We start from the raw sequence: 23818 nt of genomic DNA, 5'->3' as shown, positions 1-23818 counted from the left end.
GATAAAGACTATTGGCATAGAGTATTGCGCCTATACGCCACTCTTAAAAGCTGAAAGTCATGATTGATTACCTCTTAGGAAATTTCTCACGCTTCGATAATTTTTTAAGATAATCTTGAACCTGCTCAGGCAACGCAACGCCCAGCATCTTCAACCATGAAAACAAATGCTGATAATAAATGTCTGCCAGCGTAAAGCTGTCCCCCGCTATATACTCCTGCTCATCTACCCAAGCATAAGCAATTGGTAGGGCTTTTTGGATACACTTCATGCAGTTGTTAGCGGTGCCCTCAGGCCAGTTTTCATAATTGTCTAATACCTTGATTTTGGTGAGTATCCATAGATAACTCTCAATCTCGATCATGCCAAATGAAATTACTTGGCGAAGTTTATAGTTTTTCTCAGCGAAGTTCTCATCTGCTGTGTTTGGTGTCAAAGGTTTGTCAGGGTGTAACTCATTGAGATATTCAATAATAGCCAACGACTCAGTAAAATGTTTGCCTTCATGTGTGATGGTAGGGATTTTACCAAAGGGGTTAACGGCTAAAAACTCAGGACTTCGCTGCTCCCCTTTTTTGCCATCTATTTCTTTGGTCTCATACTCTAAGCCCAGCTCCTGCAATGCCCAAATGACTGTTTCAGCGCGACTTGGATGGGTGTATTTGTATAAAGTAATCACTTGCGTTCGCCTTTTATTATTAATGAAATCCATTTAAGGTTTATCTTTCACAGTCGTGCTTGTTGCGTATAATTCATCATACTCGCACAAAATACCAATGCACGGCAACCAGCCACTCAAGATATAAAACTTTGATGTTTCATCAGCCGTTTATTTTAGACTTAAGCATTAAACATCAAAACTACACCGCTCACTATGATAAATAAACAAGTGCTTTTATACCAAAGAATCAAGTAATCCTTGCAAAAATTTCAAGCTTCCTCCTGTCAATATAAACAATAACCCCGCCATATTAATTACGACAGTTAAATAATACGCCACTCGAAATTCAGGCTTTTGCGACTTGTGGCGTAGATACGTCTGCGCAACCATCGCGCCCACCCAACCGCCCAGCGCACTTAGCAGATGCAAGGTTGATTCAGGTGTGCGCCAATCATTATTCTGAGCAGCGGCTTTGTCCTTGGCATACATCATATAAGTAATGAGACCCAATGCCACATACCAACCCACAACCAGCCAGCTGAGCTTGTTCATGGCAGCCAACAAGATTAATACGCCATAAAAGCCCACACCAAGGAACAAACGTTTTTTTTGTCCCGCTTCAAAGTCTGCTTGCATACTACGTTTGTGATTACGCTGACGGATTTTCTGATTTTTTTGCGCCATTTTTTGCTGCACAAAGCTCAGCTCTTGTACATCTTTTGCTTGCATACGCCCTTGGTTGTCTTGCCCAAACGTAAAAACAACGGGCTCACCGACCTCAGGGCGACGACGCGCTTTAAACTCATTGATATGAAAGAATATTGAATCACCATTCTGTGTTTCGATAAAACCAAAGCCTTTGTCGTCTTGCCACTTTTTAATGTGACCTTGTTGCTTATTTACCATAAAAACCCCTGCCTGCTCTTAGAATTGCCAAATATATTACACTATTTGCGTTACACTATTTACGCTTACATACTCTCCAAGATGGCTTATCATTTCTTATATTATTTGCCAAACCAATTCCTAATCCCGTAATAAATGGCTGTTGACTATGACCGACTCACAATTTATCAATCCCAATGAAGACACCCGTATCACTTTTGGCAGCCTTGTAAAGCTGCACTTTGAAGTATCACTAGAGAACGGTACGATGATTGATTCTACCTTTAGCCGTGATGCGCCTGTGACGCTCACCATTGGTGATGAAAGTTTGTTACCTGGCTTTGAGCAGGTATTAATGAACCTGCGTGCTGGTGATACGCGCTCTGCCCACCTTGAGCCGGAGCAGGCATTTGGCGATTGGAATCCTGACAACATCCAACATTTCAGCCGTACTCAGTTTGCGTTAATCGCTGATAATCCAGAAATCGGCATGATGGTAGAGTTCGAAGACAAAGGCAAAAACACGCTGCCGGGTACGATTAGTGCACTCGATGACGAGCAAGTCGAAGTGGATTTTAACCATCCCCTTGCCGGACAATCCCTGTTATTTAAAGTAAAAATCTTTAAGGTTACCCCGCCTGGTGTCACTGGTATAAAGCTCATGTAATCGCTTAAAAAACTGTCAGCTATAAAAATACATTTACAAAGGACATTCATATGCAATATCAAATGTTGCCACAACTCAATGAAAAAGTTTCTAAGATTTGTTTAGGCACGATGACATGGGGACAGCAAAATACCGAGACCCAAGCACATGAACAAATGGACATGGCGCTAAGCGAAGGGGTGAATTTTTGGGATACGGCGGAGATGTATCCATCGCCGCCGGATAAGGACAAGCAAGGCGATACTGAACGCTTTATGGGTACATGGTTTAATAAAACCAAACAGCGCGATAAAGTTATCCTTGCTAGCAAAATATCGCCGATGGATTTTTTGCGTGATGGGCAAACGCGTTTTAATGCCGAACATATTAGCAGCGCCATCGATGGCAATCTTCAGCGTTTGCAGACCGATTATATTGATATTTACCAGCTCCATTGGCCTGAACGCAAGCGAATTTTTTTAGTCAGCTTGGCTATACCGAAGAGATGGCAGCGCAACCATTAGATGATTTGACACCATTTCTAGAGACCATTCAAGCGTTAAATGATGAGATTAAAAAAGGGCGTATTCGCGCTTATGGACTATCGAACGACACCGCTTGGGGACTGATGCGCTACCTATGGGAGGCTGATAAAAATGGTTTGATCGCCCCTATCACGGTGCAAAATCCTTATAGTTTGCTAAATCGCTTATATGAAGTCGCTATGGCCGAGATTACGCACCGTGAGAATGTGGTCTACTGGCTTATTCACCGCTTGGCTTTGGTGTCTTATCTGGTAAATATCTCGATGGCAAACGTCCAGCGGGTGCGCGTCTGACGATGTATGATCGCTTTGCGCGCTATACCAATGAAGAAGCGCTATCAGCCACTGCTCAATACGCCAAAATAGCGGCAGATGCAGGTTTAGATATGGCACAGATGGCATTAGCTTTCGTTAACTCACGCTCATTTGTCACCAGTAACATTATTGGCGCTACTACGATCGAGCAGCTAAAATCCAACATCGATAGTATCCATTTAACCTTAAGCTCAGAAGTATTGGAAGCGATTGAAGCCGTGCATACACAGCATCCCAATCCATCACCCTAATTTTAGCTTGATGTGACACCATGGTCTGATGCAAACCAGACTTTGGCGCATTGAGGCTGTCGTATTTATAATCGACAAAAAAGGCACAAATCGCAGTTATGAACTGAGCGATTTGCGCCTTTTTTATTAGAGCGTGTTAAATATTCACAACTATTATGCTGTCACCGCTTAAACTTTAGCGACTTTCGTTAAGACTCGCGAATGTAATTCGGCCAGACCTTCTTGCATACGGGCTTGTAACAAGTCCGTCAATTCACTTTTGCTCAACTTTGGGATCTATTGGCTCAAGTGGCAATACGTAGGCGGTCACATCTTTCGTATCGAGTACCTTTTTTAGGCTCTCTTTCATCGTAAGCTTGCCATAGTAAGGCAACTCTTCACTTAACGTACCGTCTTTATTGACGTAAGCAATTACCAGCGGGCGTACGGGCACGTCAGCATCTATGGCAGCTTGTAGCAAAGTACCATGGATACGTTTGATTTTTTTGCCATCAGTGGTGGTCGCCTCAGGGAAGAATATGACCGAGAAACCTTTGGTCAAAAAACTGGCAATTTGGGCAGCGACCGACCCTGCATCACCGGAACCACGCTCAATAAATACCGTGCCTGCTGCATGAGCCAGCTTACCAAATACAGGCCATTCACCGATTTCGGCTTTGGATAAGAAAAAAGCAGGACTCAGTGTACCCACCACAGGGATATCCATCCATGACACATGATTGGATACCCATAATCCGTGGTGTTGCTCTACCCGCTCGACTGCCACAACCTTGACGCCAAAAGAGCCTGCCATTTTGCGGCAAAAGGCTTGAATATAGCGTGGCAATTTTTCGCGTGGTGGCTGCTTAAATGCGCCAATACGTTGGGCGGCGCGCAATCCACCAGCGATAGTGGTGGTCATGCCAGCAATTTGTTTGCCGCGCCCCAACTGTTGTCTGAGTGAGAAGCCTGACTTAGATTGGCTCATCTGTGTCCCTCGTGGTTAAAAACTTATGATTATATATCGTAAACAAGCGCCATGAGTATAACAAAATTTATTCAGTCAGTGACGATTTGTTCACTGAGTTGCTTTTTATTCAACCAGTTCTGCTGCGTTCACTGATTTGTCTATGGCTTTCATTTACGCTGTAACATAAAACCATCGTTAATTGTGCTATAACGCTTTAATATTAACTGATGAGACCACATATATATGGTCATATGAACGCTATATCGACGTTTACTGAATGGATAATAGCGATATATTTACTTTATTAAATAGGTGATACTCTTTGGATTATTTTGAAAGACACGAAGGTGGCGAGCGCGCCATTATAGTACATTTAGACATCCGTCAAATTCAAGATCCTGATGATTTAGGTGAATTTGAGCTGTTAGCAGACTCAGCAGGGGCTGATCGTTTGGCTTTAGTCACAGGCTCACGCCAAAGACCCGATGCCAGATACTTCGTTGGTAGCGGTAAAGCAGAAGAAATAGCAGAATTGGTACGCGAACATGATGCGGACATCGTCTTATTCAACCATAGCTTATCGCCATCACAAGAGCGTAATATTGAAGCCTTGGTTAAATGTCGCGTACTGGATCGTACGGGTTTGATATTGGATATTTTCGCGCAGCGTGCCCGTACTTATGAAGGTAAGCTACAAGTAGAGCTGGCGCAGCTCAACCATTTATCGACGCGTTTGGTACGAGGTTGGACGCATTTGGAGCGTCAAAAAGGCGGTATTGGTCTACGTGGTCCCGGCGAAACCCAGCTTGAAACCGATCGTCGATTGCTACAAGTGCGCGTGAATCAGCTTAAAAGCAGAATCGAGAAAGTCAGACAGACACGTGCGCAAGGTCGAGCCCGTCGCCAAAAATCAGATGTGCCGACGATTTCGCTTGTCGGTTATACCAACGCTGGTAAATCGACACTATTTAACCGCTTAGTCGACGAAAATATTTATGCAGCGGATAAATTATTTGCCACGCTAGATCCCACTTTACGCCGTTTAGACTGGCAGGGTGTTGGTCGTGTTGTTTTGGTCGATACGGTAGGTTTTGTCCGTCATCTGCCGCATGAGTTGGTCGAATCCTTTCATGCGACATTAGAAGAAACCTTGGAAGCAGATTTATTGCTACACGTCATCGATTCTTCTAGTGAAGATATGCATGAGCAAATTCAAGCGGTCAAAGACGTATTAGCGGAGATTGACAATGATGTACCAGTGCTCAATGTCTACAACAAAATTGATTTGACAGATGAGCCTGCACATATTGGTTATGCTAGCGAAGGACAACCCAATCGCGTCTATGTTTCTTCTAGAGAAAACCTAGGTATGGAAGCGTTGTCGTTAGCCGTCCAGCAGCTACTGACTGGCACACTCACCACCTTTGAGTTGACCTTACCTTATCATGCAGGTCAGTTAAAAAACGCCTTATATGAGCTGGGTGTTATTCAGGAAGAGAGCTACGATGACAGCGGGCATGAGTGTTTAACGATTCGCTTGCCAAGCGATACGCTAAGACAGCTACTAGGTCAGGCCAATTTAGAGCCTTTAGATGTATTGCCATTAGCACAAGCCACATTATTGATGCCAGTACTTGAAGACTTCGAAAAGCCTGACGAGGTTGAAGAGCCGACGATGACCGAGTCAGAAGAAAAAGCATTTGATGAGTTTGATGCGCTCAATTCTGAAGCCGCTAAGTCAGAGGAATTAGCAGTAGAAGCGGAAACTCCTGACTCAAAGATATAAATGACTGAATCTGTAAAATAGCTTTATAAAAGACAAAAGGATGATATCCATTGATATCATCCTTTTTTGGCACATAGCATTAAATTTTATAGGTTACCCGATCACGAAAACGCGCTACCATAGCCTATGTCTTTTAAAGTGAACACAAGGTAGCCTGGCGCAAATGATACATTCATTATAGTAAGCGAGCTTAACGCTGTTGCTATTTATAATCGCACTAACGATATGCTATAAGCTTTATTAGTTTGCCTACTCTCTATATAATCATCGGCTATAGGTTCAACCAACATTCATATCATTGATAGATAGAACACACTTATTAGAGTGCGGTTACCTATTTTGTTGCTCCTATCCTATCTATTTCTAAATCGGCCAGTATTTCTTATGAAATCTACTCATTCCGCCCATTTGCCGCTATGGCTTGCATTAATGCTGACACTCACGATGGTCATCGTGGTTCGTGAATCAGCCGTTATCATCTGTCAATTAGCAGGAATAGAAAAGGCTGCCAACATCGTTGGATTGGTCGCCATGTTCTTTATTTTGATGGCATGGCGATTACTTAAAGGGTTGCCCAGTTGGCTCACCCAAGCCAGTAATACTTTATTAGTGGATAGCGGTTTTGCTTTTTTGCCCGTGTCTGCAGGTGCAGGTTTACTGCTATTCGCTTTAGGTGATGAGCTTTGGGGCGTTATGCTGACGATGATTATTAGCACACTCATACCGCTTTGGGGACTTGCCATACTTGCCAACCGTTCGCTCAATCACGATGTTAGCATCGATAGCACCACCGTTGAAGAGCACAAAGGACAGCTATGAGCTGTATGAACAAGGAAATGCAATGACTTTTGATAACGTGTTTGTGGCAACCTTTGCGGCGATATTATTAACGCTAATCGCTCATGTGACTGCTCGTGTATTGGCACGTAAGCTCTCATGGCTGCCGATGGTGATTACGGCGTTGGCGCTTGTTCTCTTATTTTTGTTTATCCTACAATGGGATTACAACGATTATTACGATGTTGCCAAGCCTGTATTTGATCACTTATTGGGATATGTCACCGTACTGTTGGCAGTACCATTAGCAGCAATGAACTTTAAAGGTCTGCCAGTCAAAAAGCTTACTCTCATAGTTATCCTTGCAAGTGTGGTTGGTGCATTGCTACCGATGTCATTAGCTTATTTATTTTCATTAAGTCACGACACCATACTCGCTTTCGCAACGCGTTCAGTAACCACACCAATCGGTCTGAGTGTGGCAGATTTAATTAAAGCACCACTTGCCATGGCGAACTTAATTATTATTGTTTCAGGCTTATCGGTGGTACTTTGGCGCGCTTTTTATTTCGCAGTATCGATGATGACCGTGCCAAGGGCTTAGCACTTGGATTGGCAGCGCATGCTTTTGGTACCGTCGAAGCATGGCAAATTAGCCACACTGCTGGGCGTTATGCGGCATTTGGATTGGCAGTAAACGGGCTGGTCACCGCCGTTTGGGTGCCTATTTTTATCAGTGCACTTTCTATATAACCCTGTTCAAATCATTTCCCAGTGCTCCAAACAGCTTTTATTTCTCATGATTCATTCATTGCCACAGCCAGAATATTCACGTACCACATACGCCTAAAAATAATAAAGCCAATACTCAATCAACGTACTCAAAAACGGTAGTGTGTTGATTTTTTTACAAATTAAAAATGACTTTTATACTTTGTACTGATAATCGTATGCGTCGAAAAGTTATTATATGTTATAGTAAGCAACTATTATTTTTTGTATCCAATGCGAGTGGTTTCTAGTTAGACGTGGTTTTTGCTAGGGTGCTATATCGTTTACAGCGATAAAATCCTACCAGCACGATAACCGCTTAAATGCGCAGAACGACGCGCCTATAGGCAAAGCAATTTGCTATTACTCGATGAAAAGTGATAACCCTATGATAAATGTTACAACCTTAGTGACTCGCTGCTTGTCTCCTCTTCTATTAACTGTCATTACTAGCTCACTTGCCTTTTCTGTTACTGCTCACGCGGAGAGTATGTATATTAAAAAAAGTAACGACGGTCAGATACTACTTACCAATCGCAGTGAACCTAGTGGTAACTTTAATAAGTTTACTAAAACAGTCAAAGTTACCCATTATAAAAAATCCAAAATGTATGATGGCAGTGGCGATAGCTATGGTAGTAGCTCTGCCAGCAGTAGCGGAAGCCGCAACTCATACGACAGTTATATTCGCGCCTCAGCTCAGCGTCACGGCGTAGATCCTGGGCTCATAAAAGCAATGATGCATAGCGAATCCGCATTTAACCCGAATGCACGCTCACCTGTCGGTGCACAAGGTTTGATGCAGCTAATGCCTGCGACTGCGCGACGCTTCAAAGTTAGCAATCCTTGGAATCCTGCAGATAATATCGAAGGCTCTGCTAAATATATTGCATGGCTGATGAAGCGTTTTAATAACAACGTAGAATTTGCGGTTGCGGGCTACAATGCGGGTGAAGGTAACGTTGATAAATATAACGGCATCCCGCCTTTTAAGGAAACCCGTAACTATGTCAAAAATGTCATGAGCCGTTACCATAGCTTGTATAAAAACGACTCAGGGCTATCAGGCAGTACCATGAATGCTAGTAATCAAATCGCCAATCCAAGTCTCAGTAGCGGCTTACAAAACGTCAGCTATGGCACCAGCAGTAATAGCAATAGTGCCAGCTATGCCAACTCAGCGTATGACGCATTACGCTAGAATGAAAACTGCATGAACAGTAGAATCCAAACGTAAAAAAGCCCGTTAATATAATTAACGGGCTTTTTTTGTGCTAAGAGGCTTTATCTATTCATTCATAATCTATCTTGTCATATTTTTTGAGTTCGATACAAGATTAATAATAAAGCTGATCGGTGAGTACCAGACCAAAAAGCTTAGCACTCACCTTTCTTCTTAGCAAAATTTAAAAATTACTTGTTAGCCAGTGCTTGTGTTGCAGCAACTTCAGCAGCAAAGTCTTCTTGCTTTTTCTCGATGCCTTCACCAACTTCTAGACGTTTGAAAGCAAGTACTTTTACGCCTTCAGCTTTTAGTACATCACCAACTTCTTCTCGTTGTCCATAACGTATGGCTGACGTAATAAAGTCACTTCTTCTAGGTACTTACGTAGGCCACCTTCGATCATTTTTTCAACGATGTTATCAGGCTTGCCAGACTCACGAGCTTTTGCTTCGATGATGTCTTTTTCGCGTGCTAATAAATCAGCATCTACACTTTCGTCATCAACCGCAACTGGGTTAAACGCAGCGATATGCATGGCAAGGTTTTTGCCAGTCTCTGCATTGCCGCCTTCAAAAGATACCACAACCCCAATACGTAGACCATGACGGTATGAAGCAAGGTTGCTACCTTCCAATACTTCAACGCGGCGTACTTGGATGTTTTCGCCGATTTTTTGTACCAAAGATACACGAGCTTCTTCAATAGTCTGACCATTGCCATATGGCAATTCAGCGATAGCAGCTACGTCAGTCACATTGTTTTCTAATGCAATGTTCGCTACTGCTTCTGCAAATGCCGTAAAGTTTTCGTCTTTTGCAACGAAGTCAGTTTGGCAGTTTACTTCTAACAAGAATGCTTTGTTGTCGCCTTGAGCGATGATAATAGCGCCATCAGCTGCAATGTTACCCGCTTTTTTAGCTGCTTTGGCTTGACCAGATTTACGTAGGTTATCAATGGCAGTTTCTACATCGCCGTTTGACTCTTCTAACGCTTTTTTACATTCCATCATGCCAAGACCAGTACGGTCACGCAATTCTTTTACCATTTTGGCAGATACTTTTACTTCTGACATAAGAGTTACCTTTTATTATGTATGGGAGTGCTTAATTTCTATGAGATATATCTTTGCTATCTATTGGTACTATATCGCTCTTATAGTAATGAAAGCACTCATGGTTGATCGTGATAACAGACAACATTGTAATGACAGATATTGTGCATCACGAGTCTAACTATAAGCGATAATACTCGCTTATTAACGAGTGTTCCATCAACAATAAGGCATGACGAGTAAAACTACATCATGCCTATTGTGAGCTTATACGCTGTTAATAACTTTACATGGATGCAGATAGTGTGACTATCAAGCTATCCTTACAAAGTTAAACCTTTTGGGTCAGCCAATTATTCTGCTGGAGTCGCCGCTTCTTCTGCTTTGGCTTCAACTGGTGCTTCTTCAGTAGCAGGTGCTTCTTGCTCAGCTTTGCCGCCCGCTTGAGTCTGTGCGTATTCTTTACCAGCGATAATCGCATCAGCCATAGAAGTCACATACAAGGTCACAGCACGGATAGCATCATCGTTTGCTGGGATGATGTATCAACGTTATCTGGCTAGAGTTAGTATCAACGATACCGATAACTGGGATACCTAGATTTTTAGCTTCTTTGATAGCAATCGCTTCATGATCTACGTCTACAACGAAGATTGCATCAGGTAGGCCGCCCATATCTTTAATACCGCCTAGTGAACGCTCAAGTTTTTCCATATCGCGAGTACGCTCTAACGCTTCGCGCTTAGTAAGCTTGGCGAAAGTACCGTCTTCTGCTTGTTTTTCTAGCTCTTTTAGACGGTTGATTGACTGGCGAAGTGTTTTCCAGTTGGTCAACATACCACCTAACCAGCGATGGTCAACGTATGGCATGCCAGCGCGTGCTGCTTGCTCAGCGATGATACCGCTTGCTGCGCGTTTAGTACCTACGAACAATACTTTGTTTTTCTTAGCAGCTAAGCCGTTAACGTAAGTCAATGCTTCGTTAAACGCTTTTACTGTGTGCTCAAGGTTAATGATGTGAATCTTGTTACGGGCACCAAAGATGTATGGTCCCATTTTTGGATTCCAAAACGTGTTTGGTGACCAAAGTGAGCGCCGGCTTGTAGTAAGTCGCGCATTTCGATTTTGGTTGGATTCTTTGTAGACATGTGAAATTCCTATTGGTTGGGTTATGCCTCCACATCACAAAAACTGCCTATCTAGCGACACGCATCTGCTAACGGTTAATGCTTATTGTGGCAGCACTAACTTTTTTGCAAATTAATCAAGTCGCCAAACACCCAGCAATTTTTTGCCATGATGTGTGTGTCATTGGTTGATGGGTTGGTCTAAAAAATTGAGCTATCATTTGAACGTAAAAATACGATGTGATAAAAAATAGCTGGGCTGTATTTTATCACATAATGCTTAGCGACTGCTAGCGCTATTATGCTGTTTAAGTGGATGATAACGCATAAAAAAACGACGCATTAACGTCGTTCTTTATACTGAATAAATGAGCAGCTGTAGATTAAGCGATACAGATACCAATGACCGCTTTATACCCACGCCACGTAAATGGTGTGACGTAACTTTGACGATCTTTTGGCAAATAAGACACGCTTGGTGCGCTCTCAACAATATGCGGCGGCGAGATAATAAACTCTGAGCCAAACTCAGTACGAGCATTACCAGAGATAGTGTTGGCCATCTCACCGAGCAGATCCTTCATCATCGTGATCGATGAGTCAGGCTCGCCCATCACTTTTATGACTTCTCGTAACATCACGCTTGGTGCACTCACATACACACAGCCTTCAAGAGGCCCTGATATCTCGATAACGCCGCTATAATCATAACCAACAGCACTCTTGTTATGATTTAAATAAGGGGTATCAATGGATACTTCCGAGCCATCAATTTGTGCAAAAAATGCATTGATTGAGCTCAGAAACACACCCAATTTTTCTACTTTAACCATAATATATTAATATCCATCTTTATGACGCGGTGGCAGCAACGTTAATCCTGCAAACAGACCACAATCTCGCCTATCTGCGAGTTCCAAGTGATGGGAATGATAAAAGAACGCTCATCATTCGGCAACACAATACTTTGTGGAGAGCCTTTAAATACAAACGGCACAGAAATATGGAACTCTGAGCCAAACTCTTTACGCGCGTTACCAGCGATGGTATTGGCCACTTCACCAGCCAAATCGATATAATTCTCATCGCTTTTATCCGTTTCACCCATGCTATCCAGTATAGCGGACAATAACTGACGGGTTGCGGAAAAATACACCACGCCTTTTTGTCCACCCGATATACCGATCACACCTGTATAATCATGGACTTTTGGCTGTTTATTCTCTAACAGATATGGGGTGTCAGCGACAAGCTCCTCGCCCCCAAACTGATTAAAATAGTTACTAATAATACTTAAAAAAATCTGTAGCTTTTGTTCTTTCATAATGACATCTACTTAAGTCGTTGAATGGTTTAGTCTTGCATTAGCTCATACAAAGACTCTACAAGCTCATCTTCTGAAAAAGGCTTGCACAAAAATCCGCTGGCACCCAACGACAATGCTTCAATGCCAGTGGCTTTATCAGACAGTGCTGACACCACTAAAATTCGTACCTCAGGGTCAATCGCAATGATTTTCTCAATGCATTCAAGTCCGTCCATTTGTGGCATGGTCAAGTCCATAGTGATTACATCAGGACGATGGACATTGAACTTTTCAATGGCTTGGACGCCACTGGTTGCCGTCGCAACCAGCATAAACTGCCCTGAATCGTACGCGCGTTGAATACGATTTCTAATAATATTTGAATCATCAACAATCATTAACTTATGCATAACTGATCTATTACCTTTAATGAAGTGCTTGTCATCCTTGACAATATACCTGCTGTTTCTAATTAAGCTTTTGGTAAAGTAATAACAAACCGTGTCATCTGACCAAATTCGCTGTTTACGTTAAGCTTGCCATCATAATCTTTTACTTTTGCTTTAATGATATCGAGACCGACACCGCGTCCGCCATCTTCATCCGCATGTTCTTTGGTAGAGAAACCCGAAGAAAACAGTTGTTTGAGCAGCTCGCTTTGACTGAGCTGACTGGCTTCTTCTGTACTAAAACGACCGTCACTGCTTAACTTGGCACGAATGCTGTCATAATCAATACCTTGACCATCATCTTGCACCATCAGCATGAAATCTGAGCCGTTGTCTTTTAGTTCTAAATCAATCGTCCCAACCGCAGTCTTACCAATCGAATGACGAACACTTGGCGCTTCAATGCCATGAACCACGGCATTACGTAGTAGCTGAATGCTAATCTCTTTAATCGGCTTTACCAGATGCGCTGGTATGTCCGCTTGCATCAGTGTATTACTCTTTAGCTCTACTTGCTTACCTTGTCTTGCGGCAATATCTTTTGCAAATGCTTTATAAAAAGACAGATGATCATCAGTTGCGTCATTATCTAGGTCAATATCCTGACCAATATCAGTATTCATGCTACTGATTGAAGGATTTGATATCTGACTGTCAGTCGCCACCGTTTTTGACATACTGTTTTGAGCAATATTATCATCTAACCCATTTGCAGTTGGTGCAGTCGCTGGTGCTGAACGGTTAATACGCTCGCCCAAGGTTGCGATGGTATTTGATAGGCTTAATAAGTCATCCAAATGTACGGCCAATGGCAAGAAATCGTTACCAGATAATTGACCTTGGTTTTGCAATGCGTGCAGTTTGTCTTCCGCATCTGAGGCAATCTTGGTAAAACTATGCAGTTTTAGCGCAGAAGCTTCACCTTTTAAGCTATGCATTTCGCGGTAAATGGCTTTTAGTTTGCCTCAAGCTCGTATTGTGAGCTACCAGGATTTTTCAAGATATTGTTCATTTTCTCAATGTGCATCTGCGTATTATCAATAAACTCATTAATAATTTTAGGATTTACATTCAAGATAGTGGTGAGCATCTCAATCTGCATGTCGTTTTGCGAACGCTCTTTTTCTAGACGCTGCTCTAAATATACGGCATCTGATACATCGTTGACGTTGACCAAAATACGGGCAATGTCTTTGTTGTCATAAACACGTGAGAACTTGAAGTCTAAGAAGCGATTATTCTGTGCTTTATCACCAGCGTTGTTGTGTAGCATAACTTTGTGCAGTGGATTGAGAGAATCTACCAATTTTTCTTTAACGCGTGGATTGTAAAGCTGCTCAATAAATTGCTGTGTGGTTTTCAGATCTTTATCAGAAATACGCCCACGTAAAACGTTAGTAAAGTTCTCTCCTGACAATCTGTCCTCACCGATAATATCATTCAGTGCGCGAGAATGCTGCTGACCAATATTCAAGTCTTTATCAAGCAAGAATAGACCCGTATTTACCGTTTCCATAATCTCTTGCGTCTCGCGACGAGCAGCGAACGCTTCAGCATCGGTTTCACGTAAACGACGTACAAAGAAGAATACAAAGATTAGAAAGTAGGTAAAGATGGCGGCAACACCAAGTACCTGAATAAGACGAATGGTCGTCGCTTGGCGTTCGGCACTATTGAAAACATCTTTGGTCAAATTGTCTAACGAATCGTTAATCAATAGACTTGATGTCTTGGCTTGCTCAACGGCTTGGGTCAGATCATCTTCAGAGGAAACCATAATATTATCAGCATCTTTGAGATATGCTTGAATCTTAGGCTCTAACGCTTTCCACTGCTCATTAGCCGCGGTAATGTTTACTTGTGCGTTACTGTCAATCTTTGGCAGATCATAAGTTTTGCCATCAACGTCAGTGATCGTTGCACCTTGCTCAATAGCAGCAATAGAGCTGGTAATCAACGCCGTATTTTCCTCCAAACGCTCCAAAACGCGCTGAATATGTGGAGAGTTCGTATCTTCGCCATAGCTATTATCTAAGTCAAATAAATCTTTAATTACCGCCTGCGCGCTATTAGCGACTTGGTTGGTTTGGTCAATTAACGCAGTATTTCTTTCTAATAAGTTTGAGGTATAGAACGTAAAGGCTAACAAGGCACCGATGAGCGATAAAAATAGTGCAATTGAAATGATCAGACCTTGATAGCGCTTATTGTCAACATTGGGAGTGGTTGCCATCTTCAGAATTCCTTAGTTCAATTGCGTAGTATTAGTATCAGAATTGCTCTTATCAGCAGATGCAGGTACAGCCTCACCTAACCAGCGCTCTTCAATTTCCTTAAATGTCCCTTTTTCTTTCAATTTAGCAATACCCTCATTAACCGTATTAATCAACTGAGTATTTTCTTTTGCCATTAATACGACTTGTTGCGCTGAAGGTGCGTCTGCCGCTTCATAAGGTACAATCTTCACTTTATGTTCTGGATAACCTTTTATGATGTACTGCAGCACTGGCATGTCATATAAGAAAACATCAGTCTTACCTTGTACTAAGTCCTGATAAGCCAAAAATGCAGTAGATCTTGAAACCAACTCAACCGAGCTACCCATCTGTTTCAGAGTATCTTCTTCTTTAGAACCTGCCAACGTACCAGTTTTAGACCCTTTATATCGTTTAAGCCTTTGATATCAAACTTACCTTCCAAGTACATGATGGTAGCTGGGTTAAAAAAGTAAGGCGTTGATAGACCGTATCTTACTGCGCGATCATCTTTATAAGAGATACCAGAAATAGCTAAATCACGTTTTCCTGACTCCACACTATCGAACATATCTTGCCAAGTTTCTTTATAAAACTCGACCTTAAAGCCTTGCTCCTCGCCGATAGCTCTAATGGAATCAACGTCCGTGCCCTGCATATTGCCATAGTCATCTTGAAACGAGAAAGGTGGTAAATCACCCGTCATAGCGACCTTTAATGTTGGTGCCGTATCAGGCAAATTACTGACAAAATTATCTTTGTTTTCTGTTACTGGCGTACCAGTCGAATTGGCATTTTCTTGAGTGGAAGAGTTACCGCAGCCAAACAGGCCAACACTCAATACAATTGGTAACACTCGATATAACTGCATCATAATTTACCCTTAAAGCTTCACGTGGTTGTACATATTAATTAATGACAATCTAGCAAGGTTAGGTAATATCTTCACAATACTTACTTACAGAAAGTTACGTTTGATAATACTTGCCTAACTTTATGATTGCAATAATTATGTTTAGTTATTACGTACAATTTGTTATATATGGCAAATAAAGGATATTAAGGGCATACATAAGTCTATCTATATGACTGAAAACTTGTAATATGTCCTTGTTTTATGCGCAGTCTTATGCAAAAAATAAAATAAAAAGTACAAAAAAAGCATCCCTACATAATTAATGTAAGAATGCCTTTTAAGATTCTAGTGCAAAAAACTATAAAGCTTCTGGCTTACTCCGCATCGTCCAGATTTAAATTACGATCTATCTGCCAAATTAAAAAACAGCCAAGACTCATTAACGCGAACATCGCAATACCAATTTTGAGTACGGGATTAACTGGAAATAGGTTTAATAATAATCCACCAAAGATACCGACTGAAAACATGAGCGAGCCTTGTAGCGCACTTGCCATGCCCGCTCGGCGTTTTTGAAAGGCCAGCGCAATAGCAGAAGCATTTGGCTGAGTAAGACCTAAGCCTGCGATACAGAAGAAAATACAAGCCAGCACCAGTGGAAGCCAAGCATCAGTACCCAAAAATAGACCTATTACAAATAGCACGCCTGCAGAAATAACCTGCATCATCGCACCAAAGCGCAAAATACTCAAAATACGAAAGCGATTGGTGAGCCACTGATTCAGCTGAGTCAAACCCACAAAACCAGCAGCATTCATCCCAAATAACCAAGCAAAGTGGGTGGCGGATACCCCATAGGTATCCATAATCAGCTCAGAGGCTGAACTGATATAAACAAACATCGCCCCCATCAGCAGGCCGCCACCAATCGCTGGATAATTGAACGTCGGGTCTTTTAATAAGTCCCAGTACTGACTCAGTACTTCTCTTGCAGGACGTACATTACGATTTTCTTCCGTCAACGTTTCAAAGAAGAAAAACTTTGTGAGCAATAAATTCAACGTGCCAAAAGCAGCCAAAAACCAAAAAATAGAGTGCCAGCTAAAAAACTGTAGAAATAGCGCACCAAGCGATGGGGCTAATATCGGCGCTAAACCCATCACCAAAATCATAATAGAAAAGGCTTTTGCGGTTTGCTTAGCAGTCAATCGATCGCGAATCGCGGCACGAGTGACCACCGCGCCGACACAGGCACCAAGCGCTTGCATCGTCCGTCCAACAAACAATACATACTCGTTATTAGTAGTCGCACAAACAATGGAGGCGATGACATATAGTGTCATACCGATATATAAAGGCTTAACACGACCGACACGATCACTAAATGGACCATAAAATAGCTGGCCAAATACCAAGCCTAAAAAATAGGCAGGAACAGAATTGGCCATAAAGGCTGTAGATACGCCAAAGTCATCTGCCATAGATGGTAATGCAGGCAGATACATATCAATAGACAATGGCCCCACTGCACGATAAGTCCAAGCATCATAATCCATGCAACAGGCAAATCAGCAGAGCGTACGCGCTCAGAAGCAACGGGTCGATTGGGTAGAGAGGATTTTGGAGCAGACATATTCAGACCATTTTATATAGAGTGTATTGAATTTTTATAAAGGTTCAATACACTCTAGTGATTGTTATTGTATTATTCAGGCTTCCATTGTCTTTAATATTTAGTCTTTACTCAATACTGAAAACAAGGGTCATTGCTACCATTAGTGCACATTTGCATACAGCGGCGCAAGTGGATAGTGATATATCGTACTATCCCCTCACATTTCAATAGAGGTATGACGTGAATAAAACAAACAATCACAACTAAAAATAATCACAATAATTTGTCAAAATAGGTCTGAGCGTTAGCGTAGCGGCATAATTAGTAAAAGATATTTAGCGGAACTGGCGCTTGCCAAATGCCGTACTGGCTTGCTTGGCTTTTCTTAAAGCAAGCTTGCGATTACGACCGAGCATCATTTTAAGCTGCCATACTTTTTCTTTATATAAAGTAGTGGCTGGCTGCTGGAACATAGCATTGACCACACGCTTACTCGCCAACACCGCATCAGGAGAGCGCTCTGCAAATTCGGCAGCGAGCTTTTGCGCCTGCTCAAGTGGCGCTTCATTGCAATGGCTGACAAGACCCAATGCTTTGCCCTCACTGGCAGTTACGATACGCGCACTCATGGCAAGCTCTTTTAGCACATCTTCACGTACCACGCCAAACGCCGATTGCGTCAAACCCATGTCTGGTACAAGCCCCCACTTAGCTTCCATAATAGACAGTTTGCAATCTGGATGACTGATACGCACATCGCAAGCCAGCGCTAGCTGAAGACCTGCACCAATACAATAGCCTTCTAGTACGGCAATGACCGGTACAGGCACATCGCGCCATACCAGACAAACACGCTGGAACGAGCTCTGCCATGGCTTTACCAGCTCCCAAACGGCGAACGCTTGATTTTTTGGATGATTCAAATCACCTAAGTCTATGCCTGCACAAAACGTGCCTTCAGCACCGTTTAGAATCACCGCACGTATCGTTTTGTCTTTACCAATGCGTTCTGCGACGGCAATCAATTCTTTCACCACTTTAAAGCTCATGGCATTTTTTTTGTGTGGGCGATTCAAGGTTACCGTGAGTATATTGTCGGTCATACTAACTTGTAAGGTTTCATATTGGTAAGTGGCAATCGCGTTCATAACAATCCTTATTCATGAATAAAATAGAAATGGCATCTAAATATGATGCCGATACGTCTAAAGCTGATGACAACAATATTAACAGCCTTGTTACGACGCTACCTCATCAATAACTGACTGCAACGATTCGATTCATCGTTAATGTCATAAAACCATCATTTCTAAATCATTTTCCACGTCATATCATTTTCACTCAAACGATGATAATTGAGCTGAGGATAGGCTGATAAATCCAGCGCCTGCAAATTATTTAACGCTGTTATTAATGCGGCATAATATGGCTCAAGCATGGCAAACTGCGCAGGGGTGATGTGTTGGACATTCAACAAGCATTTATCTTCTAAGTCTTGACTGGCCTGACGTAATTGCGGCACACCAGTATAACGACTGCCGCCTAAGATGCGATGAGCAATTTGCGCTAGCATACTGCGATCACGGGCGTCCCACGCTTGCGTCAGCGCCTGCTTTTCATCATTAATAGTATCAAGCATCATAATGATAAGCTTGGCTGCCAAGTCGGGCTTATTCGCTGAGCGGGTCAACGCGTCTTGCCAATCTAAAATAGCAAAGCCATCACCTTCGTTAGCCCCCAAAGAGTGATGGCTTAAATGGTGGTGACTGCTGTCCCAACCCTTCGTTTCTTGCGCATATGTGTGGGAATCTGTAGGCATTGCCACTCCATCGCGAGCACTATTTATCGGTGTTTCCGATGGCTTTAATAGTGGCGACTGTCCTTGTTTATGTAAGCGCAAATTCTCATAGCGTGGCTGGGTGTCGCGCGGTGTTTCGCGTCTATAATCCTCGCGTGGTTGGCTGTCTCGCAAGTAATTATCACGAATTTTCTTCAATGATAAAGGACGCGTTATTTTTGGCTGATTGATTGTGTTAGAACCGCTATGACGGTTATTTTCATCCCCTTTCACCATAGGATAAGCAATGGTTGTAGAGTCTGATGGCCACGTTGAATACGTTTCAGTCTCCCTATTCTGTAAATCAGTAGAGTGTGAATTCTCTTTTGATAAATCGATGACCTGCACATCAGTATTGTGCACATCCGTACTGTGCAGATTGGTATCAGGCAACGCTGTTAACTGCGGCATTGTCGTTGTACGTCCAAGCCATTTTTGCAGCACTTGTAACAACTGAGGCTGGCTAATGGGCTTACCCACATAGTCATTAATGCCACTAGCGATCAGTTTGTCTCGCTCATCAGCCAAACCATGTGCAGTCAACGCAATGATTGGAATGCGGCTATCATCATTTTCAATATTGCGAATTTGTCTTGCGGCTTCATGCCCTGACATACGCGGCATTTGGATGTCCATGAATATTAGATCAATATGACCTTTATCCTGAGTAGCAACTTTATCGTCGGTATTCACCTCTTCATAAAGCGTACTATTTGATTTTTTATTCACCTCATCGCGCGTTTCAGCTTTAGAGATTTGCGTTTTATTCGACAGGCTTTGCTTATCATTTTTCGTAGTTTTGATGTTTTTGGTTTGTTGTTTACTGATAATTTCTATGGCGTCAAAACCACTACTCGCTGTGATGACTTGGATGCCAAGCTCACTAAGTAATGCATCGAGCACCAACAAATTGGGAAGATGATCGTCGACTGCCAGTACCGTTACCCCTGTCCAGCGCGGTTCTTGCACGCTTTTTTTGGTACTGCGATTTTGGGTGTCGAGCATGGCATAAAGCTGTCTTTTGTCTAAAGGCTCATACAAAATATTGGCATGATAACGATTTAATAATGCTTGATCGGCAGCAACTTGATAGCCAAATACCGCAAGCTTACCTTGGTAATGCAGACGAATTTGTTTGAGTAATGCCATCATATCGTCTTGGGTATCATCATCGACGATGACCCAATCCCAATAATTACCATGCTCTTTTAATGACTCAAGTACGCCTGGTAAGGAGTTGGCTTGGGTCAACTTAATCGGCAGATATTGCAAGCTGGCTTTGAGCACTTGGATAGAGGCGGTATGATTGATCCATACCAATACATTAAACTCATCGGTCTCACTCGCCAATGGAGCCAAGACTGGTAGCTCAATCGTCTGTCCTGTAGCCGCTTCCAATACATCGACATGTGCTGGCATCCGAAACCAAAACGTCGCGCCCTGATTGGCAATATTCTCTTGAGCATTATCATGAAAACCAATATCACCGCCCATCAGCCGCGTTAATTGCTTGGAGATGACGAGCCCCAACCTGTGCCGCCATACTGACGAGTAATTGAAGGGTCGCCTTGGCTAAAGCTTTGGAACAGCATCTTTTGATCGGCTAAAGAGATGCCCTTACCGCTGTCTTGCACACTGATCATGAGATAATTATCACGATGATCATCTAAGCTGACGCGCACTACCACATCACCACTATCGGTAAATTTAATCGCATTGCCGACGATATTGGTCAATACTTGCTTGAGACGCAGGGCATCGCCATTGATACGCATCGGCACATCATTATAAAACAGCACCGCCATGCGCAGACCTTTTTCTGCGGATACAGGTGAAAGCATATCGACCACGTCATAAATGGTGTCATAAAGGTCAAACTCATGACGGTCAAGTACCAGCTTGCCTGCTTCAATCTTAGAGAAATCCAAAACATCGTTAACCAAGGCAAGCAAGTGTGCTGATGACTTACGTATGGTTTGCACGTACAAATCTTGTTCAGGGTTCAATTCGCCATGCCTTGCCAGCAAATTGATAAAGCCATCGATACTGTTTAATGGCGTGCGCAGCTCGTGGCTAATATTGGCCAAAAACGCCGATTTTGCTTGGCTGGTTGAAATTGCCGCATCACGTGCATTACGAATAGAGATGTTTTGCATTTCCATCTCATCAAACGCAAGGCGCAAATCATCCTCGGTTTGCTCAGCATGGTCTTTTAATTCCTGAAAGCTTCGATGCAAGCGGCGCAAAGTTTTGACCAAGTCTTGCTGCAATAAGTTCAGCTCACCATCTGACTCAACGGGAATAGGCTGATACAAATTGTCGACATGGGTACGCTGCAACTGCAAACGTAGCTCATAAATTGGTGCTATCCAGCGCTTTGAATAAATATTTAAACTCAGCAATAAAATCAAAATAGTGAACAAGCCAGTAATCACTAACGCCATGGCGATACGGTAGCGGGCGATGTAGAGTGGTTCATTGTCCATATCGACGAGCAGCCACAGTTTTTGTCCTTCAAACTCCCCTAATACACTGCCATAAGCAGTTCCAATAGGCGTTGATTGCTGTGATAAAAAATTCTTTTTTGTGTCTATTGCAGGCCATGCTTCGTTCAGCCATAACCGACTGCAGCGAGCACTTGATTGCTTTCATTGATGATCGCAATACGCTGTACATGTTGCTCGGACTGCATACGACCCAGCTTATCTTGAATTTCCTCAAGCTTCGTGATTGTCGTTTGAGTGGCATCATTTGCTCTGACTTCGCCATCCGCATTGGGTTCGCCGTCTGCTTGCTGGCGCTCTTGCGCTAACAGCTCAGGGATTAGCTCTGCAATCGCTGGGGTATAACGAATCAGCACCGCCTCCGCCAATACTTCTTGTTCGGAATTGCTGGCACGCATGGTCTCATAAAAGACCAAAATACCGCCCACCGCTGCCAAGATACAAATGTAGGAACACCAATATAATCAACTGGCCATACGCACTGCTAGTATCAAAACGTTTTTTGTATGCCATGCTAGCTTTACTCTCTACAGAAAATTGCACTATGAATCAATAGCGGCGGTAAGCGGTGTTAGCCAATCATGATTTTTTTAGGGGTTGTGCTCATTGCAAAGCTATCGTCATTTCAAAAATGATAACTGCCTACCCATGATAAATTTAGTGATTCTTGTTCTTGCCGCACCTATATATTGCCATAACTATAACGCATTTCATCGTTCATGGTGAGTGGCTATGGCGCAAAGGCATTTTAACTGTCCAGCCCTTTTTAAACACCACTCATTTACCAAAATCTCTTGATGCCTTCAGCGTAGCCAAAAACAAAATGATATAATGACGCAACTTTTCATTTATTGCTATTTGGTCAAAGCGGTAGAAATGTCATTAATGATCAAATCACTCGCTTCACTCAATAGCGGCCATATCAAGACATTTATTCAAAAATCAAAATGACAATTAAAAAATAAACGGTAATTAAAATCAATTTTAAAAATTCACAAGGATACTTTATGTCCGCAACGGCTATCTCCAACCCTAATTTCATTACTCAAGTCACCAAGCTTGCCGATTGCGTCGGTCAGACGCCATTGGTTAAATTACAGCGCTTACCTGAGCAAGAGCAGCTGACCAATGGTGCTGCGTTACTGGCCAAGCTTGAAGGTAACAATCCAGCGGGCTCTGTTAAAGATCGTCCTGCGTTTAATATGATTTATCAAGCAGAACAGCGCGGTGATATCAAAGCGGGCGACATGCTGATTGAAGCTACGAGTGGCAACACTGGCATTGCTTTAGCCATGGTCGCCGCGATGCGTGGCTATCCAATAACGCTACTGATGCCAACCAATTCAACTCAAGAGCGCAAAGACGCATGATTGCGTATGGTGCGACGTTAATCGAGGTGGATGAAGGCATGGAAGCCGCACGCGATTTGGCGCTGCAAATGCAAGCAGATGGCAAAGGCATCGTATTGGATCAGTTTAATAACTCTGATAACAGTCAAGCCCATTACCTGACCACAGGGCCTGAACTGTGGGCGCAAACGGCAGGAAAAATCACTCATTTTATTAGCTCAATGGGCACCACTGGTACTATTACCGGTGTATCTCAATACCTCAAAGAACAAAATTCAGATATCAAAATCATCGGACTACAGCCTGATGAAGAAGCTTCGATTGCTGGTATTCGCCGCTGGCCCGCAGCTTACATGCCGGGTATCTTTAACGCAGATTTGGTTGATGAAATCATGGATGTGGATCAGCGTATCGCAGAAGTTTATATGCGCAACTGGCGAAAACCGAAGGTATTTTCGCGGGCGTTTCATCAGGTGCTGCAGCATGGGCTGCCGTACAAGTCGCTAAAGAAAACCCTGATGCCGTCATCGCCTTTATTGTCTGTGATCGCGGCGATCGTTATTTGTCGACGGGTTTATACAATATTGATGACAACAATATTGACGCCAGCAATGTCGATAATAATATAGAAGTTAATTAACGCACAGACAACGCTGCTC

At 42.8% G+C, this 23818-nt stretch carries 17 protein-coding genes and 7 pseudogenes; 7 read left to right on the top strand and 17 right to left on the bottom strand.

Translation table 11 applies throughout. The annotated features are described in order from the left end of the window. Positions 1 to 67: 67 nt before the first annotated feature. Together TT12_RS08095 and TT12_RS08090 are read right to left on the bottom strand one after the other, a co-directional pair. Positions 68 to 679 (bottom strand): glutathione S-transferase family protein, encoded by a 612-nt coding sequence (locus TT12_RS08095; RefSeq protein WP_045453726.1) that lies wholly within the window; start codon positions 677 to 679, stop codon positions 68 to 70. 216 nt (positions 680 to 895) lie between these two features. Next, the gene (locus TT12_RS08090; RefSeq protein ID WP_045453724.1) at positions 896 to 1567 is read right to left on the bottom strand and encodes a DUF1294 domain-containing protein; all 672 of its coding nucleotides are present in this window, start codon (positions 1565 to 1567) and stop codon (positions 896 to 898) included. 148 nt (positions 1568 to 1715) lie between these two features. Here TT12_RS08090 and TT12_RS08085 point away from each other — a divergent pair, with 148 nt between their 5' ends. Both TT12_RS08085 and TT12_RS08080 read left to right on the top strand, forming a co-directional pair. Then, positions 1716 to 2213: an FKBP-type peptidyl-prolyl cis-trans isomerase gene (locus TT12_RS08085; protein ID WP_045453721.1), complete on the top strand. Its 498-nt coding sequence runs from the start codon at positions 1716 to 1718 to the stop codon at positions 2211 to 2213. A gap of 50 nt (positions 2214 to 2263) precedes the next feature. Beyond that, positions 2264 to 3302 (top strand): annotated as a pseudogene (locus TT12_RS08080) (aldo/keto reductase). Between the two features lie 168 nt (positions 3303 to 3470). On the opposite strand, the pseudogene TT12_RS08075 reads toward TT12_RS08080, so the two are convergent. Beyond that, positions 3471 to 4269, bottom strand: a pseudogene (locus TT12_RS08075) (lysophospholipid acyltransferase family protein). 304 nt (positions 4270 to 4573) lie between these two features. Between TT12_RS08075 and hflX the strand changes: the two are divergent. From hflX to TT12_RS08055, 4 genes and pseudogenes are all read left to right on the top strand, one after another. Further along, complete coding sequence (gene hflX, locus TT12_RS08070) at positions 4574 to 6037, top strand: ribosome rescue GTPase HflX (RefSeq protein WP_045453716.1); 1464 nt, start codon at positions 4574 to 4576, stop codon at positions 6035 to 6037. A 384-nt stretch (positions 6038 to 6421) separates the two neighbouring features. Beyond that, on the top strand, positions 6422 to 6856 hold the full coding sequence (locus TT12_RS08065) for a hypothetical protein (protein ID WP_045453713.1): 435 nt from the start codon (positions 6422 to 6424) through the stop codon (positions 6854 to 6856). Then, positions 6807 to 7567, top strand: a pseudogene (locus TT12_RS08060) (LrgB family protein). Before TT12_RS08065 ends, TT12_RS08060 begins: the two are co-directional and overlap by 50 nt. Before the next feature lie 406 nt (positions 7568 to 7973). Then, positions 7974 to 8786 (top strand): lytic transglycosylase domain-containing protein, encoded by an 813-nt coding sequence (locus TT12_RS08055; RefSeq protein ID WP_045453808.1) that lies wholly within the window; start codon positions 7974 to 7976, stop codon positions 8784 to 8786. A gap of 212 nt (positions 8787 to 8998) precedes the next feature. On the opposite strand, the pseudogene tsf reads toward TT12_RS08055, so the two are convergent. The 14 genes and pseudogenes from tsf to TT12_RS17085 form a co-directional block, all read right to left on the bottom strand. Further along, a pseudogene (gene tsf / locus TT12_RS08050) lies at positions 8999 to 9882 on the bottom strand (translation elongation factor Ts). 332 nt (positions 9883 to 10214) lie between these two features. Further along, positions 10215 to 11009 (bottom strand): annotated as a pseudogene (gene rpsB / locus TT12_RS08045) (30S ribosomal protein S2). Between the two features lie 362 nt (positions 11010 to 11371). Then, complete coding sequence (locus TT12_RS08040; protein WP_045443639.1) at positions 11372 to 11821, bottom strand: chemotaxis protein CheX; 450 nt, start codon at positions 11819 to 11821, stop codon at positions 11372 to 11374. Between the two features lie 41 nt (positions 11822 to 11862). Further along, positions 11863 to 12312 carry a chemotaxis protein CheX gene (locus TT12_RS08035; RefSeq protein ID WP_045443636.1) on the bottom strand — a complete coding sequence of 150 codons (450 nt, stop codon included), beginning with the start codon at positions 12310 to 12312 and terminating at the stop codon, positions 11863 to 11865. Positions 12313 to 12341: 29 nt separating this feature from the next. After that, complete coding sequence (locus TT12_RS08030) at positions 12342 to 12704, bottom strand: response regulator (RefSeq protein ID WP_045453708.1); 363 nt, start codon at positions 12702 to 12704, stop codon at positions 12342 to 12344. Between the two features lie 62 nt (positions 12705 to 12766). Next, entirely contained in the window at positions 12767 to 13681 is a 915-nt protein-coding gene (locus TT12_RS17105) for an ATP-binding protein (protein WP_243443505.1), read from the bottom strand. Positions 13682 to 13698: 17 nt separating this feature from the next. Further along, on the bottom strand, positions 13699 to 14976 hold the full coding sequence (locus TT12_RS17100; protein ID WP_243443504.1) for a protein-tyrosine phosphatase family protein: 1278 nt from the start codon (positions 14974 to 14976) through the stop codon (positions 13699 to 13701). Between the two features lie 12 nt (positions 14977 to 14988). Further along, a complete protein-coding gene (locus TT12_RS19380) occupies positions 14989 to 15348 on the bottom strand; it encodes a transporter substrate-binding domain-containing protein (RefSeq protein ID WP_502685176.1) in 360 nt (119 codons plus the stop codon). A 5-nt stretch (positions 15349 to 15353) separates the two neighbouring features. Beyond that, a complete protein-coding gene (locus TT12_RS19375) occupies positions 15354 to 15872 on the bottom strand; it encodes a transporter substrate-binding domain-containing protein (protein ID WP_502685175.1) in 519 nt (172 codons plus the stop codon). Between the two features lie 356 nt (positions 15873 to 16228). After that, positions 16229 to 17487: pseudogene (locus TT12_RS08015) on the bottom strand (multidrug effflux MFS transporter). A 317-nt stretch (positions 17488 to 17804) separates the two neighbouring features. Continuing rightward, positions 17805 to 18617, bottom strand: coding sequence for a crotonase/enoyl-CoA hydratase family protein (locus TT12_RS08010; RefSeq protein WP_045453705.1), 813 nt, complete (start codon positions 18615 to 18617; stop codon positions 17805 to 17807). 161 nt (positions 18618 to 18778) lie between these two features. Beyond that, a complete protein-coding gene (locus TT12_RS17095; RefSeq protein ID WP_243443503.1) occupies positions 18779 to 20836 on the bottom strand; it encodes a response regulator in 2058 nt (685 codons plus the stop codon). Next, complete coding sequence (locus TT12_RS17090) at positions 20809 to 21792, bottom strand: histidine kinase dimerization/phospho-acceptor domain-containing protein (RefSeq protein WP_243443502.1); 984 nt, start codon at positions 21790 to 21792, stop codon at positions 20809 to 20811. Before TT12_RS17090 ends, TT12_RS17095 begins: the two co-directional genes overlap by 28 nt. A gap of 125 nt (positions 21793 to 21917) precedes the next feature. After that, positions 21918 to 22226, bottom strand: coding sequence for a hypothetical protein (locus TT12_RS17085; protein WP_243443501.1), 309 nt, complete (start codon positions 22224 to 22226; stop codon positions 21918 to 21920). 591 nt (positions 22227 to 22817) lie between these two features. Between TT12_RS17085 and cysM the strand changes: the two are divergent. Next, positions 22818 to 23799, top strand: a pseudogene (cysM, locus tag TT12_RS08000) (cysteine synthase CysM). Positions 23800 to 23818 lie beyond the last annotated feature (19 nt).

The organism is Psychrobacter sp. JCM 18903, from assembly GCF_000586475.1.
Lineage (GTDB): Bacteria > Pseudomonadota > Gammaproteobacteria > Pseudomonadales > Moraxellaceae > Psychrobacter.
Note: the sequence above shows the minus strand (reverse complement) of the source record. Positions and strands in the feature narration are given on the sequence as shown.